Annotated in this window: 18 protein-coding genes; 9 read left to right on the top strand and 9 right to left on the bottom strand. The window is 64.1% G+C overall.

The annotated features are described in order from the left end of the window. Positions 1-55 precede the first annotated feature (55 nt). The 3 genes from CLU85_RS13090 to CLU85_RS13080 all read right to left on the bottom strand — a co-directional run bounded on the left by CLU85_RS13090 (position 56) and on the right by CLU85_RS13080 (position 2,660). Complete coding sequence (locus CLU85_RS13090) at positions 56-1,096, bottom strand: ankyrin repeat domain-containing protein (RefSeq protein ID WP_100410640.1); 1,041 nt, start codon at positions 1,094-1,096, stop codon at positions 56-58. Beyond that, positions 1,093-1,635 carry a sigma-70 family RNA polymerase sigma factor gene (locus CLU85_RS13085; RefSeq protein ID WP_100410639.1) on the bottom strand — a complete coding sequence of 181 codons (543 nt, stop codon included), beginning with the start codon at positions 1,633-1,635 and terminating at the stop codon, positions 1,093-1,095. The genes CLU85_RS13090 and CLU85_RS13085 overlap by 4 nt, the downstream gene beginning before the upstream one ends. A 101-nt stretch (positions 1,636-1,736) precedes the next feature. Continuing rightward, positions 1,737-2,660, bottom strand: a complete 924-nt coding sequence (locus CLU85_RS13080) for a hypothetical protein (protein ID WP_100410638.1) — start codon at positions 2,658-2,660, stop codon at positions 1,737-1,739. 227 nt (positions 2,661-2,887) lie between these two features. On the opposite strand from CLU85_RS13080, the gene CLU85_RS13075 reads away from it, so the two are divergent. The 7 genes from CLU85_RS13075 (at position 2,888) to CLU85_RS13045 (ending at position 9,153) form a co-directional block, all read left to right on the top strand. Continuing rightward, positions 2,888-3,535: a peroxiredoxin gene (locus CLU85_RS13075; protein WP_100410637.1), complete on the top strand. Its 648-nt coding sequence runs from the start codon at positions 2,888-2,890 to the stop codon at positions 3,533-3,535. Positions 3,536-3,593: 58 nt separating this feature from the next. Further along, positions 3,594-4,178: an alpha/beta hydrolase gene (locus CLU85_RS13070; protein ID WP_100410636.1), complete on the top strand. Its 585-nt coding sequence runs from the start codon at positions 3,594-3,596 to the stop codon at positions 4,176-4,178. 234 nt (positions 4,179-4,412) lie between these two features. After that, complete coding sequence (locus CLU85_RS13065; protein ID WP_100412536.1) at positions 4,413-5,417, top strand: sulfate ABC transporter substrate-binding protein; 1,005 nt, start codon at positions 4,413-4,415, stop codon at positions 5,415-5,417. A 28-nt stretch (positions 5,418-5,445) separates the two neighbouring features. After that, positions 5,446-6,315 carry a sulfate ABC transporter permease subunit CysT gene (gene cysT / locus CLU85_RS13060; protein ID WP_100410635.1) on the top strand — a complete coding sequence of 290 codons (870 nt, stop codon included), beginning with the start codon at positions 5,446-5,448 and terminating at the stop codon, positions 6,313-6,315. Beyond that, positions 6,312-7,208 carry a sulfate ABC transporter permease subunit CysW gene (gene cysW / locus CLU85_RS13055; RefSeq protein ID WP_100410634.1) on the top strand — a complete coding sequence of 299 codons (897 nt, stop codon included), beginning with the start codon at positions 6,312-6,314 and terminating at the stop codon, positions 7,206-7,208. The genes cysT and cysW overlap by 4 nt, the downstream gene beginning before the upstream one ends. 137 nt (positions 7,209-7,345) lie before the next feature. After that, the gene (locus CLU85_RS13050; RefSeq protein ID WP_100410633.1) at positions 7,346-8,470 is read left to right on the top strand and encodes a sulfate/molybdate ABC transporter ATP-binding protein; all 1,125 of its coding nucleotides are present in this window, start codon (positions 7,346-7,348) and stop codon (positions 8,468-8,470) included. 146 nt (positions 8,471-8,616) lie between these two features. Further along, on the top strand, positions 8,617-9,153 hold the full coding sequence (locus CLU85_RS13045) for a disulfide bond formation protein B (protein ID WP_100412535.1): 537 nt from the start codon (positions 8,617-8,619) through the stop codon (positions 9,151-9,153). A gap of 76 nt (positions 9,154-9,229) precedes the next feature. On the opposite strand, the gene CLU85_RS13040 is transcribed toward CLU85_RS13045, so the two are convergent. From CLU85_RS13040 to CLU85_RS13030, 3 genes are all read right to left on the bottom strand, one after another. Continuing rightward, complete coding sequence (locus CLU85_RS13040; protein WP_100410632.1) at positions 9,230-9,448, bottom strand: hypothetical protein; 219 nt, start codon at positions 9,446-9,448, stop codon at positions 9,230-9,232. Between the two features lie 177 nt (positions 9,449-9,625). Then, positions 9,626-10,306 (bottom strand): glutathione S-transferase, encoded by a 681-nt coding sequence (locus CLU85_RS13035; RefSeq protein ID WP_100410631.1) that lies wholly within the window; start codon positions 10,304-10,306, stop codon positions 9,626-9,628. Further along, positions 10,303-11,304: a rhodanese-related sulfurtransferase gene (locus CLU85_RS13030; RefSeq protein WP_100410630.1), complete on the bottom strand. Its 1,002-nt coding sequence runs from the start codon at positions 11,302-11,304 to the stop codon at positions 10,303-10,305. The genes CLU85_RS13035 and CLU85_RS13030 overlap by 4 nt, the downstream gene beginning before the upstream one ends. A 90-nt stretch (positions 11,305-11,394) precedes the next feature. Here CLU85_RS13030 and CLU85_RS13025 point away from each other — a divergent pair, with 90 nt between their 5' ends. Then, positions 11,395-13,026, top strand: a complete 1,632-nt coding sequence (locus CLU85_RS13025; RefSeq protein ID WP_100410629.1) for an HD family phosphohydrolase — start codon at positions 11,395-11,397, stop codon at positions 13,024-13,026. Between the two features lie 173 nt (positions 13,027-13,199). On the opposite strand, the gene CLU85_RS13020 is transcribed toward CLU85_RS13025, so the two are convergent. Next, positions 13,200-13,490, bottom strand: a complete 291-nt coding sequence (locus CLU85_RS13020; RefSeq protein WP_232727819.1) for a Crp/Fnr family transcriptional regulator — start codon at positions 13,488-13,490, stop codon at positions 13,200-13,202. A gap of 249 nt (positions 13,491-13,739) precedes the next feature. Continuing rightward, positions 13,740-14,615, bottom strand: coding sequence for a LysR family transcriptional regulator (locus tag CLU85_RS13010; RefSeq protein WP_100410628.1), 876 nt, complete (start codon positions 14,613-14,615; stop codon positions 13,740-13,742). Positions 14,616-14,713: 98 nt separating this feature from the next. On the opposite strand from CLU85_RS13010, the gene bla reads away from it, so the two are divergent. Then, positions 14,714-15,625, top strand: coding sequence for a class A beta-lactamase (gene bla, locus CLU85_RS13005; RefSeq protein WP_100410627.1), 912 nt, complete (start codon positions 14,714-14,716; stop codon positions 15,623-15,625). Here the strand turns inward: bla and argA are convergent. Further along, the gene (gene argA / locus CLU85_RS13000; protein ID WP_100410626.1) at positions 15,612-16,958 is read right to left on the bottom strand and encodes an amino-acid N-acetyltransferase; all 1,347 of its coding nucleotides are present in this window, start codon (positions 16,956-16,958) and stop codon (positions 15,612-15,614) included. The two genes, bla and argA, sit on opposite strands and share 14 nt — an antisense overlap. Positions 16,959-17,021 lie beyond the last annotated feature (63 nt).

Genomic DNA, 17,021 nt, shown 5'->3' with positions numbered 1-17,021 from the left:
CGGATTTGCACCGGGTCATTGACGTCTGTTCGGGCTGAGCCCGTTGTAGCGGTGCTCAGCGTGCCGCATCCAACAAGTCGGCAATGTGACTGTGCCCCCGCTGCCGGGCCCATTGCGCGGCGCTCAGGCCGTCGCGGTCCACCAGTGCCGGGTTGGCGCCCAGGGTCAGGAGCTTCTGGATGGTTGCGGTGTGGCCGTTCATGGCTGCCAGCATCAGTGCCGTCCTGCTGTGGTTGTCACGGGCATCCACGGAGACGCCCTGGTGAATGAGGTTTTCCACCTGCAAGGTGTTGCCTGCGCGTGCCGCATCCCAAACACTGCCTGGCAACGAATCGCCGAGGCTCTTTGGTAGCGGTGCGGCGGCTGCAGCGCGGTCGTCGCGGGCCATGGTGTCGGACAGCGGGCTGTGGGGGGCTGCGGCTGCAGCCGCTTGGGGCGCTGGCGCTACGTCCTTGAGGGCGGGCTCTGCAGGGACTGCCGGGCGCGCGCGCCTTTCAGCCTCTGGCGCCATGGCAGCGGGCGGTGAAGCGGGAAACCCTGACATCGCCCCGGCGATGCGGGGCGCGGGCAAGGCATCGACAGCAGCAGCGGGAGCGGGGACCGGCGCAGGGGTTGGCGCAGGCGCGGCCTTGGCCAGGGGCTCGGGGGTGGCGGGCTTGGGGGCCATGGCCCCGGCTGCTGTGTTGGTGGTGTTGCGGGCGCGGTCCGGCGGTCCAGCAGGGGCTGGTGGTGTTGCCGATGGGGGTTCTGCTGCAGGCGTTGCCAAGGGGGCAGAGGGGGGTAATTCGGCCGGCGCGGGGGACTCGGCCCGGCGGTGGCTGAAAGCGGTGTCTCTTTCTTCGGGCGTGCCGCGCTCAAACTGCAGCATCAGCAAGCCGGTCAGGCCCACTACGGCCACGGTGGCCAGGGCCGAGATCTTCCAGCGCGTTTGGTTGGCTGCGGTGCGCGCGCCAGTGGGTGCCGCAGGCTCGGGGGCTGCGGCCACCATCTGCGCATGGGCCCGCACGGCGTCGCGCACATGGGCGCCGGGGCGGGCGCCCTCCTGCTCGCTGGCGTCGCGGTATCGGCGGACCCATTCGTCGTCTGGCGCGCTCATGGTGCAAATTCCTTTAGCTGAACACGAAGGCTGGCCCGCGCGTAACGAAGGCGGCTCTTGGCGGTTTCAAAATTGACGCCGGTGGCTTCCGCGATCTCCTGCACGCTGAGGTCGCCCTCGGCCTGCAGCAAGAAAGCCTCTCGCTGCTCCAGTGGCAAGCGCTCCACGGCGGCGATCAGGGCAGCGGCCTGCTCGCGGGATTGCCATTGCCGCACGGGCCCGAAGCCGGAGTCGGCCACCAGCGTGTCGGCCAGACTGCGCGCGTCATCGTCGCTGGCATCCAGGCTGGTGTGGTTTTTGGCGGTGCGCAGATGGTCCACCAGCCGGTGGTGTGCCAGGGTGAACAACCAGGTACGGAACCGGGCCTTGACCTCATATGTGCCAGCGTTGCGCGCCACGGCAAACCACACGTCCTGCAGCAAATCGTCGGCCACGGCCTGCACCTTGACGCTGCGAAACACAAACCGCCAAACCGCCAGTTCGTGCCGGCCGTAGAGCTGGTCGAACGCGCCCAGGTCGCCCCTGGCGTACCGCAGCATCAAGGTCTCGTCGGTATCGTCGGAAGGTGGGGCGGTGGGCACTGGGACATTATGCGAGGCCCCCATGCACTGGCGCGCGACCGGTGACACCTTCTTTGGGCTTACCGTGGGTTGGGCACGTACGACAGGTTGTCGGACTGCGGAAAAGCGCGGGGCATGTGCGGCCGGGCAATGGGTTCGCGGATCACGCCACTGGCGAGCAGGTTCTCGCGGCTGTCGTAGCGGATGCTGATGACTTCGTTGGGCTGCTCTTGCAGGCGTGTGAACGTGGTGTGCGAGACGATGGATGTCTCGCGCTGGCCATGGGCCGTGCCCAGTTTGGCCGATGGCATGGGGGCGGTTTTGGCCATGCTGTCCGCCGACATGGACCGTGCAGAGGACTCGGCCTCCGACTGCGGGGCGGCCGCCGCTGCCGCAGGCGCTGCGGGCGAGGGCAGGATGGGCGCAGGCTCCTCGCGCAGGCGCCCCAGGCTGCTGCCGCTTGCACCGCTGTTGTTGCTGCTGCTGTCGCGGCGTTGGTGGGGGCTGTACGGCTCGGGCGTGATGGCGGGCGCCAGCACGGGCGGCTGTTCGCGAAACAGCGCCACACCAATCACCCCCACATGGGCGGGGCGGCCCGTGCGGCTGGCGTAGGCGTTGGCAATGTGGGCGAACTCAAACGCGGCGACCTCGCTGCTGCTCTTGCGCCAGCCGGTGATCTGGTAGCGCTCGTAGGCCGAGAACACGTAACCGCGCTGGTCCCAGGCGGCGGTCTCGCCGCTGAGCACATTGACCCCGTCGACCGAAGGCACGGCCAGCACCCGTTCACCCGAACGGTTGCGTACCGTGATGGCATAGCGCGCTCCGGGCCGTCCGGCCACCCAGTATTCACCCTGGGCGTAATGCACCGGCAATGTGGCGCCGGTGTCCCGGTCCACGATGGTGACATCGGCCAGGCGGCCAATGGCCTGGGCGGGGACGCTGGTCAGGCCCAGCAGTGCAGTGAGTGCCGTCAGGGCAGAGAGGGTGAGGAAACGGGGTTTCATGGCAGCTCCATCAAAAAAAGTGGTGGTGCTGGGTGAAACGAACGGGGTGGCTGAATGGGGTTAAGCCTTCAGCAAAAAAACCATGTCTGACGTTCATCAGCGGGTTGATGCCCGCCGCAGTCGGTCTGCTGATAGACGATTTGGCGATTAAGTAAGAGCAATATATTCGTTTGGGTTTTAAAGGCCCCATCACACAATGCCTTTCAACCCATTGAAGGAGCATTGACATGGCCACCCTGCGCCTCGGCGATATCGCCCCAGACTTCACCCAGGAATCAACCGTCGGCACCCTCCGTTTTCACGAATGGGCGGGTGACTCGTGGGTGGTGCTGTTCTCGCACCCGGCCGACTTCACGCCCGTGTGCACCACCGAATTGGGCAAGACCGCCGCCCTGGCCGCCGAGTTCGCCAAGCGCAATGTCAAGCCCATCGCCGTGAGCGTGGACCCCGTGGATTCGCACTACCGCTGGGTGGGCGACATCAACGAGACGCAAAACACCACCGTCAACTTCCCCATACTCGCCGACGCGGACAAGAAGGTGGCCGACCTGTACGACATGATCCACCCCAACGCATCGACCACGGTCACGGTCACGGTGCGCAGCGTGTTCATCATCGACCCCAAAAAAACGATCCGTACCACCTTCACCTACCCGGCCAGCACGGGCCGCAATTTCGACGAGATCCTGCGCGTGATCGACTCGCTGCAGCTCACCGACAGCCACAAGGTGGCCACGCCTGCCAACTGGAAGGATGGCGACGACGTGATCATCGTGCCGAGCCTTCAAGACCCGGCCGAAATCGCCCAGCGTTTCCCCAAGGGCTTCAAGGCCGTGCGCCCTTATCTGCGCATCACGCCGCAGCCCAACAAGTAACCCAGCCATCCTCCAAAGACCAGGGGCTCGCCAAGGCGGGCCCGGCCTGATTTGCCTTGTGACCACCATCTCCATCATCATCGTTCCCGGCTGGCGCGACTCGGGCCCCGGCCACTGGCAAAGCCTGTGGGCCGAGCGCCTGCCGCACGCCCGCCGCGTGGTGCAGGACGACTGGATCACGCCCACCCGCTCCGCCTGGGTGGGGCAACTGGAGAAGACCGTGCTCGCCGCGCCGAACCCCGTGGTCATCGTGGCGCACAGCCTGGGCTGCATCGCTACCACCCACATGGGCCCAGAGGCTGCCGCCCGGGTGTGCGGTGCGCTGCTGGTGGCCCCGGCCGACCCCGAACGCCGCGCCATCCTGAGCGACTTTGCCCCTGTGCCGTATGCCGCGCTGCCCTATCGCAGCATTGTGGTGGCCAGCAGCAACGACCCGTACTGCCCCATCCGCCTGGCGGGTGCCTATGCGCGGGCCTGGGGCAGCGAGTTTGTGCGCATGCAGAACGCGGGGCATATCAACATTGATTCCGGCCACGGCGAATGGCCCCTGGGTTGGGCGCTGCTGCAGTCGCTGGAAGGCGACCATGCCGCTGTGCCGAAGCGGCCCGCAGCGTCAGTGCACCTGTCCTCCGCAGTCATTTGATTGCTATATTATTTATAGCTGTTGGCGCTTTATTTATAGGCGCTAACGGCTGATTTGGCTCATAGTTTGGCGTGCTGGGCGATCATCCGGGCAGGTCTGTCTGCAGTCGCCCTCATGGGACGATGAAAAATCTATATGCCAATATACGATTAATTAACAAGAATATATTCTTTTGAGTTTTAAAGAGGCCTCCGCACAATGCGGTATCTCCAGCAATTTTTGGGCGACAACACCATGACTTCTTTGAAACTCAAGACCCTTCTGGCCTCCCTGGCCCTGGCTGCCAGCGGCATGGCTGCCGCGCAAAATTCGCTGTTGAACGTTTCGTATGACGTGGCCCGCGAGTTCTACAAGGACTACAACGTTGCCTTTGCCGCGCACTACAAGAAGACCACCGGTCAGGATGTGAAGATCGATCAGTCGCACGCGGGCTCCAGCGCCCAGGCGCGCGCCGTGAATGACGGCCTGGCGGCCGATGTGGTGACCATGAACACCACCACCGACGTGCAGTTTCTAGCCGACAGCGGTGTGGTCGCCAAGGACTGGGCCAAGAAGTTTCCGCACGACGCATCGCCCACCACCTCGACCATGCTGTTCCTGGTGCGCAACGGCAACCCCAAGGGCATCAAGGACTGGGACGATCTGATCAAGCCGGGTGTGCAGGTCATCGTGGTGAACCCCAAGACCGGTGGCAACGGCCGCTACGCGTATCTGGCCGCCTGGGGCGCTGTGCGCGAAAAGGGTGGCACGGAGGCGCAGGCTGCCGAGTTCGTGGGCAAGCTCTACAAGAACGTCCCCATCCTGGCCAAGGGCGGGCGCGATGCCACGGCGACCTTCCTGCAGCGCAACCAGGGCGATGTGCTCATCACGTTTGAATCCGAAGTGGTCTCCATCGACCGCGAGTTTGGTGCGGGCAAGGTCGATGCGATCTACCCGTCGGTGAGTGTGGTGGCTGAGAACCCCGTGGCCGTGGTGGAGCGTACTGTCGCCAAGAAGGGCACAGCCCAGCTGGCCAAGGCCTATCTGGATTACCTGTACTCCGAAGAAGCCCAGGAAATCGCTGCCAAGCATGCGATTCGCCCCCGTTCGGAAACCGTGCTCAAGAAGTACGCCGCCACCTTCAAGCCGCTCAAACAGTTCACCGTGGCCAAGTATTTTGGCTCGCTGACCGAAGCGCAGAAGGTGCACTTCAATGACGGCGGCCAGTTCGACAAGCTCTACACGCCCGGCGCCAAGTAAGCCAGCGCGTTTCGTCTCTACCTCACTTATGACCACCGCGACTGCAGTGGCCGCAGCCCCGGCCGGACGGCGCACGCCCCAACGCGTGCTTCCCGGCTTTGGGCTCACGCTGGGCTACACGCTTTTCTATCTGAGCATCATTGTGCTGATCCCGTTGTCGGCACTGATCTTCAAGACCTTCACCCTCACCTGGGAGCAGTTCTGGGTCGCCATCAGTGCGCCGCGCGTGATGGCTTCGTACCGCCTCACCTTTGGCGCGTCGTTGCTGGCGGCGCTGGTCAACCTGGTGTTTGGCCTGCTGATCGCCTGGGTGCTGGTGCGCTACAAGTTTCCGGGCAAAAAGATGGTGGACGCGCTGGTGGATCTGCCATTTGCGCTGCCCACCGCCGTGGCAGGCATCTCGCTGACCGCGCTGCTGGCGGGCAATGGCTGGGTCGGGAGCATCCTGGAGCCCATGGGCATTCAGCTCGCGTTCAAGCCCGCAGGCATCGTGATCGCACTCATCTTCATCGGCTTGCCATTTGTGGTGCGCACCGTGCAACCCGTGCTGGAAGACGCCGAGAAGGAGCTGGAAGAAGCCGCCACCTGCCTGGGCGCCACGCGCCTGCAGACCTTCACCAAGGTCATCCTGCCTTCCATTGCCCCCGCGCTGCTGACCGGTTTTGCCATGGCGTTTGCGCGCGCGGTGGGCGAATACGGCTCGGTGATCTTCATCGCGGGCAACATGCCCATGGTGTCTGAGATCACGCCCCTCATCATCATCGGCAAGCTGGAGCAGTACGACTACGCCGGTGCCACCGCCGTGGCCGTGGTGATGCTGGTCATTTCCTTCATCCTGCTGCTCATCATCAACGCGCTGCAAGCCTGGCAGCGCCGCCACGCGGGGGCTCCGGCATGAGTGGCAGCAACTCTAGAACCGTTCGGCGCGCCCAAGCGGGAACGACCGAGGCGCCTTGGGTGCGCTACACGCTCATTACGCTGGCCTTGGCGTTCATGCTGCTGTTCCTGGTGCTGCCACTGGCCGCCGTGTTTGCCGAGGCACTGCGCAAGGGCTTTGGTGCCTACCTCGAAGGCCTGCGCGAGCCCGATGCCTGGTCGGCCATCCAGCTCACACTGATCACGGCGCTGATTGCGGTCCCGCTGAATCTGGTGTTTGGCGTGGCGGCGGCCTGGTGTATCGCCAAGTATGAGTTCAGGGGCAAAGCCTTTCTGACCACACTGGTAGACCTGCCGTTTTCGGTGTCGCCTGTGGTGGCGGGCCTGATCTACGTGCTGATGTTTGGTGCGCAGGGCTGGTTCGGCCCGTGGCTGCAAGAGCACGACATCAAGATCATCTTCGCCGTGCCGGGCATCGTGCTGGCCACTGTGTTCGTGACCTTCCCGTTCATCGCCCGCGAGCTGATCCCGCTGATGCAGGCTCAGGGCAACGACGAGGAGCAGGCCGCCATCGTGCTGGGTGCCACCGGCTGGCAGACCTTCTGGTACGTGACGCTGCCCAACATCAAGTGGGGCCTGCTGTATGGCGTGATCCTGTGCAATGCGCGCGCCATGGGTGAGTTTGGCGCGGTGTCTGTCGTGTCGGGCCACATCCGGGGCCAGACCAACACCATTCCGCTGCATGTCGAGATTCTCTACAACGAGTACCAGTCCGTGGCCGCATTCGCCGCTGCATCGCTGCTGGCCCTGCTGGCCCTGGTCACGCTGGTCATCAAGACCATTGCCGAACATCGCAACGAGCAGGCGTTGAAGGCTGCCGCCGAGTTACCGCCGGAACGACCGACAACCCCCTGAGCCGCTTCTCTCGGCTTCGCCGGGAAGGGGGACGACGCCAGCGCGGCCCTTGCCCGGCGTCCGCTGACTCGGGCCGCGTCAGTTGCAAAGGCAGCTGTGCATGTGCAGCGGAATGGATCACTGAAGGACAGACACAAATGAGCATTGAAATCCGTAACGTCAGCAAGCAGTTCGGTGACTTCCAGGCGCTGCGCGATGTGAGCCTGGACATCGCATCGGGCGAACTCATCGCGTTGCTGGGCCCCTCGGGCTGCGGCAAGACCACGCTGCTGCGCATCATTGCTGGGCTGGAAACGGCCGATGTGGGCACGATTCACTTCAGTGGCGAAGACACGACCGACGTGCATGTGCGCGAGCGCAACGTGGGCTTTGTGTTCCAGCATTACGCGCTGTTTCGCCACATGACGGTGTTTGAGAACGTGGCATTTGGCCTGCGCGTCAAACCCCGCAAAGAGCGGCCCAGTGAGGCGCAGATCAAGCAGAAAGTGACCGATCTGCTGAAGCTGGTGCAACTTGACTGGTTGGCGGAGCGGTTCCCCTCGCAACTGTCTGGCGGCCAGCGCCAGCGTATTGCGCTGGCCCGCGCCCTGGCCGTGGAGCCCAAGGTGCTGCTGCTGGACGAGCCTTTTGGCGCGCTGGATGCCAAGGTACGCAAGGAACTGCGCCGCTGGCTGCGCCGCCTGCACGATGAGTTGCATGTGACCAGCATCTTCGTGACCCATGACCAGGAGGAAGCGCTGGAGGTGGCCGACCGTGTGGTGGTCATCAACCAGGGCCGCATCGAACAAAGCGGCTCACCCCAGCAGGTGTGGGACCAGCCCGCCAGCCCGTTTGTCTATGGTTTTTTGGGCGATGTGAATCTTTTCCACGGCCGCGCGCACGAAGGGCTGGTGCATCTGGATGGCATGCAGATCGACTCGCCCGAGCACAGCCAGGCGCAAAACGCCAAGGCCTTCGCCTATGTTCGTCCCCATGACCTGGATGTGGAGCGCTATTCGCCCGGTGCGGGCCTGGACGCTGAAGGCCGTCCACGCGGTATCGTGGCGCAACTGAGCCGCGCCATTGTGGTGGGGCCGATTGCCCGGCTGGAACTTATTCCATCCCAGGACCACAAACCAGCGGACAATGCGTCCCCAGACTCCCTGATCGAAGCGCAGATCCCTGCGCAGCAGTTCAAGGAGCAGGGCTTCAAAGAGGGCGAAACGCTGGTGGTGACACCACGCCGCGCCCGGGTTTTTCTGGATCACGCCGCTGGGATCTGACTCCCCCTGAGCCGCTTCGCGTCTTCCCCCTGGGGGGGCGCACCCGGTGGACTGGCGGAGCCAGATCCTCGGGTGCACTGGCATGGGCGGCGCCCGTTCGGGAGTCGGCGCCGCGTGAAATGGCTATTGGATAAGGGATAAAAATGATGGTGTTGAACTGGATCGATCAGGCCCCGCGCCGAGTGCTTGCGCTCATCAGCGTGGCCTGCGTGGCCATGCTGGCCTTTGGCATGTACCTGCAGCATGTGGTGGGTCTGGAGCCATGCCCCATGTGTATCGTGCAGCGATATGCTCTTATGGGTGTAGCAATCTTTGCAGGACTGGCAAGCGCCAGAGGACAAAAAGGCTGGTGGATGAGCTGGGGGGCGCTGGCGGTACTCACGGCCGGTTTCGGTGCCTTTGTGGCGGCCCGCCAGAGCTGGTTGCAGTGGTATCCGCCCGAAATCGCCACCTGTGGCCGTGACTTCTATGGAATGATCGAAAACTACCCCATCAGCCGCGCCATTCCCATGATCTTCCGGGGCTCGGGCGATTGCACGGCCATTGACTGGACGTTCCTGGGGGGCTCGATTGCCAACTGGTCGTTCATCTGCTTCGTCGGTTTTGGCCTGGTGATACTGGCCGTGCTGGTGCGCGGCTTCAAGGGCGGGCGCCGCAGTGGTTCGGGCTACTCGATGGCCTGATGCAGGTGATGCACAAAAGCTCGTGAAAAAGGCGCTCCCCGGAGCGCCTTTTTAATGGCTGACGGACAGATCCTGGCTAGCTGAATACAACGTCGCCAGCATCCAGGGATGGCGGACGCAATAGGTCCTCATTGATCCCCATGGTCTGACTGGCGCGCTCCACAGCCTGCCAAAGCGGAGGAGGCATTTCCAGTATCTCTTCCGGCGAGGAAGAGCGCGCTATCCATGCGCTGATTTGCAGGTGCTGCTCGTGGGTGAGCAGGTCAAGGTTCAGCATCTCGTCGATGATCTTCATCTTTATCGGGTCAAACAGTGGTTCTTTGATGGGGCTTTGCGGTAGCGAAGCCTAGGAACTGATGCCAGCGCACGCAGCGTATGCGTGAAAGAGGCTGCGCCATCGCGAAAATGGATGTCGCTCGCATGGGGGCTCATCTGGAACATGGTGCCTGAAACACCGATCTCAAGCGGGGCCTCATGGCTGGAGTCCGTCTGCGGCCTCAGCGAGGGGCGGAAACAGCACACCTTCGGTGCCGTCTACCCAGGCGGGCAGTTTGTGCATCACGCTCTCGAACAGGCGGCTCGCCTGCCATTGCGCCAGCCAGGCCTGCAGGCGCGGCCAGGGCTGGGCGTCCCACCAAGGAGTATCGATGCCTGCAAACTGCCGCACGAAGGGCGCAATTGCCATGTCTGCGAGGGCCGTGTGGACCCCAAACAGAAAGGGGCGCTGGGTCAAACGCTCATCCAGTGCCTGCAGCCATTCCACGGCTTGCGTGCGGGCCAGCACGGCGTCGGCTTCGGGGTAGCGGCCGGGGTATTTGCAGCGGTCCAGTGCCTGCTTGAAGGGGCCGTCGCACTCGGTGATCAGTGCCAGCATGTCGGCCTCGGTGCCTTCGCTGGGCACCAGCCAGTGTGCGGGGTCATGCTGCCCCAAGGCCCACCGCATGATGGCGAGGCTCTGGTCCAGCACCTGTCCGTCCTCCATCACCAGGACGGGCACCGTGGCTTTGGGCGATGCCTGCAGCAGGCCCTGGGGTTTGTTGCGCAGCACCACCTCGCGCAGCTCACACACCTGGCCGCTCACGGCCAGTGCCAGCCGGGCGCGCATGGCATACGGGCAGCGGCGAAAGGAATAGAGAACAGGCAGCGCGCTCACGCTGAATCGTCCTCGCTTCCACCCTCGTTGCTGGGAACGGTTCGTGCAGCAGGGCTGCCCGGTTGCCGCGCGCCCAGGTGCGCTTGCCCCCGTTGGTCTGCCAGGTCCATCTGGCGTTGGCGCTCGGCCAGTGCGCGTTCTTGTTCGGGCGTGCGCGTGCCGTGGCAGTAAGGGCAACTCACACCGCGCACATAGTGGGGCGACGCAAGCTCTGCCTCGCCCAGCGGCATGCGGCACGACCGGCACAGCTGGTGGTGGCCCGGCGCAAGGCCGTGCCCCACGGATACCCGCTCGTCAAACACAAAACAGTCGCCCTGCCAGCGGCTCTCTTCTTTTTGCACGGTTTCCAGGTATTTAAGGATGCCGCCTTCGAGGTGGAACACCTCTTCAAACCCCTGCGACTTGAGCAGGGCAGTGGATTTTTCGCAGCGGATGCCCCCGGTGCAGAACATGGCCACGCGGGGTTTGCCCGCCAGCACTCCGCCGGGTTGCGATTGCGCGGCCACCCAGGCTGGAAACTCTGCAAAGGTTTGGGTGTGCGGGTTGACCGCGCGCTCGAACGTGCCGATGCCCACCTCGTAGTCATTGCGCGTGTCCACCACCACCACGGCAGGGTCGTCGATCAGCGCGTTCCAGTCTTGCGGCTTCACATAGGTGCCCGCATTGCGTGCCGGGTTCAGGCCGGGCACGCCCAGCGTCACGATCTCGCGCTTGAGCCGCACGCGCATGCGGTAAAACGGCTGGCGATCGGTGGGGGCCTCCTTGTGCTGCAGATTGGCAAAGCGGGCATCGCTGCGCAACCAGGCCAGCACCGCGCGGACATCAGTGGGTGCGCCCGCGATGGTGCCGTTGATGCCCTCGGGCGCCAGCAGCAGCATGCCACGCACGCTGCGCTCGTCGCACAGGGCCTGCAGGGGCACGCGCAGCATGGCGCAGTCGGGCAGGTCGACAAACTGATAGAGAGCAACGGTGAGGAATGGGGGAGTGACCGAGTCCACGAAATGGGGAGAGGGGAGAAAAGAAGGGTGATGATAGCGGTCACTTTTCGTTACGATGTGGGAGTCCCCACCGCGCACCCAAGGTGTTTTATGGCCCAGGAATCCACTGTCAACCTGTTTCGCCGCCTGGAGCAGCTCAATGGCATCGGGGCTGCGCTATCGCGTGAGCGCGATATTGACCGCTTGCTGGAGAACATTCTGGAGGCCGCCAAGGCCATTACCGGGGCCGACGGCGGCACGCTGTACAGCGTGACCGAGGACGAATCTGCCCTGAAATTCGAGATTCTGCGCACCGATTCGCTGAACATCCGCCTGGGCGGCACCACGGGCAAGCCGATTGATTTTCCGCACCTGCCGCTGCGCAATGCCGACGGCACGCCCAACGATTCACTGGTGGCAGCCCACGCCGCCATTCACGACCGCACGGTGAACATTGCCGATGCCTACAGTGCCGAGGGCTTCGATTTTTCTGGCACCCGCACGTTTGATGTGCGCACAGGTTACCGGTCGAAGTCGTTCCTCACGGTGCCAATGAAGAACCACGACCATGAGCTGATTGGCGTGCTGCAACTCATCAACGCACGCGACTGGGAAACGGGCGAGGTCACCACGTTCTCCGAGGCCGACCAAGGTTTGGCCGAGTCGCTGGCGTCTCAGGCGGCCATCGCGCTGACCAACCGCTTGCTCATCACGCAGCTCGAACGCCTGTTCGAGTCGTTTGTGAACCTCATCAACCTGGCCATTGACGAAAAATCGCCCTACACCGGCGGCCACTGCCAGCGTGTGCCGGCCCTCACCATGATGCTGGCCGAGGCGGTGGACGGTACCGATCAAGGCCCGCTGGCGGGCTTCAAGATGAGCGACCGCGACCGGTACGAGCTCAAGATGGCGGGCCTGCTGCACGACTGCGGCAAGATCACCACGCCCGTGCATGTGGTGGACAAGGCCACCAAGCTGCAGACCATCTACGACCGCATTGGGCTGGTAGACACGCGGTTTGAGGTGCTCAAGCGTGATGCCGAGCTGGCGGCGCTGCGCCGCCAGTTGGCGCTGCGGCCGGTGGTGGATGCCCGCGCCGAAGGGCAGGAGCTGCAGGCGTTGCACCATGAAATCCATGCGCTGGAAAAGGACCGCGAGTTTCTGCGCCGTTGCAACACCGGCACCGAGTCCATGAGATCTGAAGACCAGCAGCGTGTGCGGGACATCGCCGCCATGCGCCACTGGCGCAACCCGCAGGGCGTGCAGACCAGCTTTTTGAGTGCCGAAGAGGTGGAGAACCTGACCATCCGTGCCGGCACGCTGACGCAGGCCGAGCGCGACACCATCAACTATCACATCGTCGCCACCATCAAGATGCTGGAGACACTGCCCTGGCCGCGCCACCTGAAGAACGTGCCTGAATACGCGGGAGGCCACCACGAGCGCATGGATGGCAAGGGCTACCCGCGCGGACTCACCCGCGACCAGATGTCGCTGCAGGCCCGCATGATGGGCATTGCCGACATCTTTGAGGCGCTGACAGCGGCCGATCGGCCCTACAAGAGTGGAATGACCCTGTCAGAGGCCCTGGCCATCATGTGCAGGATGCGCGACAACGGGCACATCGACCCGGACTTGTTCGAGGTGTTCGTGCGCGAAGGGGTGCATCTGCGGTATGGGCAGGAGTTTTTGGATGTGGGGCAGGTGGATGCGGTGGATATTGCGGCGCTGGGGTTTGTGTAGGGCTGGGGTTCCGGTGATTGGGTGCTGACCTTGTGGTTCTGTCACCAGTTCGGATTGCGGTGCTTGGCGCCAGGCCTTCAACAAGGCTGAAATATCAAAAAAGATAGCTGCTAGCGCAAGCGGGAAAGGCGCTCAAGGGTGATTTTTCTTCAATGAAACTACCCCGTTCCAGGTCATCCCGCAGACAGCGCCTGCCGTTCCCGTTGGCCGCGGTCCATCAACTCCACCACGCGATACCCCACCCGCAAAATTCCCTCTTCCTCCCACAGCTTCAGCGGCCGGTGCACGCTCTGCCGCGACACGCCCAGCATGAAGGCGAGGTCTTCCTGCGATGCCGCCAGCACGGTCACGCCATCCGATGCGTCGGGCCGCGCATCCAGTGTGAGCAGGCGATGCGCCAGCCTTAGGGGAAGCGGCTGCAGGATGGCGTCGTCAATCCAGGCCAGCGCCTGGCGCAGGCGCATGCACACCCGCCGTGTATGCCGCCGCCATGGGCATTGCGCTGATCATCAACACTGGGCGGAACGGCGGGGGTGGCGGCGCTGGTGATGGCGGGGGCGATCAACATGGCCACGGGTGGGTTCAGACTGAGCCTTTACATCCTGAGCGGGGCCCCGGCGGCGTGCTGCAACCGCATGACCGCAGATACTGTGGATACTTCTGAATTGATAGCTGTCTGCGCTTGATAGATAAGCGCTAGAGGCTATTTTGACTCAAATTTCAGCCTGACCAATGCGGGCCTCTGCCATGAGCCAGGTACTGAACGCAGTCATGGCCCCAGTGGGCGGGCGCGTCTGCAGGCGGGTGAGCCAGTACGCGCCCCGGTGCAGCGCCTGCACAAACGGCTGGACCAGGCGGCCCTGCTGCAATTCGCGCTCGAACATGCTCACCGGAAGCAACGCCATGCCCGCGCCCTGGGCGGCGGCCTCGGCCAGGGTGAGGGATGAGTCAAACACTGCGCCCCGCACCACGGGGCAGGGCGTACCGGCGGCGTCAAACCAGGCGGTCCATTCATCGGTTCGGTAGCTGCGCAACAAGGGCTGGCGCGCCAGGTCGGCGGCAGTGCGCAGGCCGTGGGCCAGCGCGGGCGAGCACATCACGGACATGGGCGCGTCCATGATGCGTTCGGCATGGGTGCCATGCCAGGCGCCGTCGCCAAAGCGGATGGCGCAGTCCAGCCCTTCGCCGGCCATGTCCACGCGGTTGTTGTTGGTGAGCAGGCGCAGGTCCACGAACGGGCAGGCCTGCTGGAAGTCACGCAAACGCGGCAGCAGCCAGCCCACGGCGAAAGTGCCCACGGCGCCTACCGTCAGCACCTCGCGCGGACGGGTGTCGCCCAGCGTCTCCAGCGCGCGCTCCAGGTTGGCGAACGATTCCGCCACCACCGGCAGCAGCGCCTGCCCCTCATCCGTCAACGCCAGGCCACGCGGCAGGCGGCGGAACAGCGGTTTGCCCAGGCGGTCTTCCAGTTTGCGGATGTGCTGGCTCACGGCGGTCTGGGTCACATGCAGCTCTGCCGCTGCCCGCGTGAGGTTCAGGTGGCGTGCCGAGGCTTCGAACGCGCGCAGGGCATTGAGCGGTAGATGCATAAGTTTTTCTGGGGGCTGACGGCAATTATTGTCGATGGTGATGGGGAGTCGAAGCCCGTATCGTTCAGGCCTTGTTTCAACCAATCGCTCCATTTCTTATGCAAAGACGACAGTTTTCCTTGGGTGTGATCGCCGGTGCCGCCGTTCCTTTGTGGGGTTGCGCCGCTGCCAGCCATCCGGCAAACCAGGACGCAACGGCCCGCCAATGGGGTGAAACGCTCGCCCAGATCGAACGCAGCGCACAGAGCCGGTTGGGCGTGGCGATGCTGGACACCGGCTCGGGCCTGGCGCTGGGCTGGCGGCAGGATGAACGTTTTGCCATGGCCAGCACCTTCAAGGCATTGCTCGCGGGCTGGATGCTGGCGCTGGTGGACCAGGGCAAGGAGCGGCTGGATGCGCGCGTGTTGTATGGCCGCGATGCTGTTGTGGACTACTCGCCCGTGAGTGGCCCGCGCGCGGGTGACGGCGGCGGTCTGACGGTGGCGGAACTTTGCTCTGCCACCGTGAGCCTGAGCGACAACACCGCCGCCAACGTACTGCTGGCCCGCCATGGTGGGCCGGCTGGGTTCACAGCTTTTGTACGCTCACTGGGCGACGGCACCACGCGGCTGGACCGCACAGAGCCCACGCTCAACGAAGCAGCCGTGGGCGACCCGCGCGACACCACCACGCCACAGGCCATGCTGCAGACGCTGCAGAAGTTGGTGTTGGGCGATGGGCTGACCCCGCCGTCCCGAGCGTGGCTGCAGCGCTGGCTGCGAGAGACGAGCACCGGGGACAAGCGTCTGCGTGCGGGCATGCCTGGCTGGAAGGTCGGGGACAAGACAGGCACCACCAACAGCGGGACGTCCAACGACATCGGCGTGATGTGGCCTGCGGGCGGCGGTGCCCCCGTGCTGGTGACCTGCTATCTGACGGAGTCCACCGCCAAGCCGGAGCAGCGCGATGCCGCCATCGCCCAGGTAGCGCGTGCAGTGGTTGCAGCGCGCGAGACTTTCAGAGCTTCTTGACCAGCACCTGGCTCTTGCGGTCCCAGTTGTACTTGCGCTTGCGTGCATCGGGAAGCCAGTCCGGGTCCACGGGCGAAAAGCCGCGTTTGATGAACCAGTGCATGGTGCGCGTGGTCAGCACAAAAATGCTGTCCAGGCCTGCGGCGCGGGCGCGCTGCTCGATGCGCTTGAGCAGCTTTTCGCCGTCGCCCGTGCCCTGGCTTTGTGGCGACACGGTCACGGCGGCCATCTCGGCCGTCTTGGCCTCGGGGTAGGGGTAGAGCGCCGCACAGCCAAAGATCACACCGTCGTGTTCGATGATGGTGTAGGCGGCAATGTCGCGTTCGATCTCGGTGCGGTCGCGCTTGACCAGCGTGCCGTCCTTCTCAAACGGCTCAATGAGCTGCAGGATACCGCCCACGTCGTCGACCGTGGCCTCGCGCAGTTCTTCGAGCTTTTCGTCGATCACCATGGTGCCGATGCCGTCGTGCACATACACCTCCAGCAGCAGCGATCCATCCACCGCAAACGGCAGGATGTGACTGCGCTCCACGCCCGCCTTGCAGGCCTTCACGCAGTGCTGCAGGTAAAAGCCCGTGTCGGTGGGGGTCTGCGCCGTGGGCAGCGTCGCCAGCAATGCCTGGGCGGCGGCCAGCGGCAGCTCGGTGTCGATGGGGTTGTCTTCGCTCTCGGGCTCGGTGGGCGACATGCGGATGCCTTGCACCTCGCTCAGGAAGATCAGCTTGTCCGCCCGCATCTCGATGGCCACACTGGTCGCCACTTCTTCCATGCTCAGGTTGAAGGCTTCGCCAGTGGGCGAAAACCCAAAGGGCGACAGCAGCACCAGCGCACCCATGTCCAGCGTGCGCTGGATGCCCGCCACGTCCACCTTGCGCACCAGGCCCGAGTGCTGAAAGTCCACGCCGTCCACAATGCCGACGGGCCGTGCGGTCAGGAAGTTGCCCGAAATCACCCGCACGGTGGCGCCTGCCATGGGGGTGTTGGGCAGGCCCTGGCTGAAAGCCGCCTCAATCTCATAACGCAGTTGGCCCGCAGCTTCCTGAGCACAGTCCAGCGCGACCGAGTCGGTAATGCGGATGCCATGCGAATACTTGGCGGCGTGCCCCTTGGCTGCCAGTTGCTCGTTCACCTGTGGGCGAAAGCCATGCACCAGCACAATGCGCACGCCCATGGCCTGGATGAGGGCCAAGTCCTGCGCAATGTTGTGCAGCTTGCCCGCCGCAATGGCTTCACCCGTGAGTCCAATCACAAAGGTCTGGTTGCGGAACTTGTGGATGTACGGCGCCACAGAGCGAAACCAGGGGACGAAGGTGAAATTGAAGACAGCGGACATGAAGGAGGGTGGTGTGTAGAGCGGTGGTGGAAACGCGTGAGCAGCGAATGATAAGTGTCCTTA

The organism is Acidovorax sp. 69 (assembly GCF_002797445.1).
Lineage (GTDB): Bacteria > Pseudomonadota > Gammaproteobacteria > Burkholderiales > Burkholderiaceae_C > Acidovorax.
Note: the sequence above shows the minus strand (reverse complement) of the source record. Positions and strands in the feature narration are given on the sequence as shown.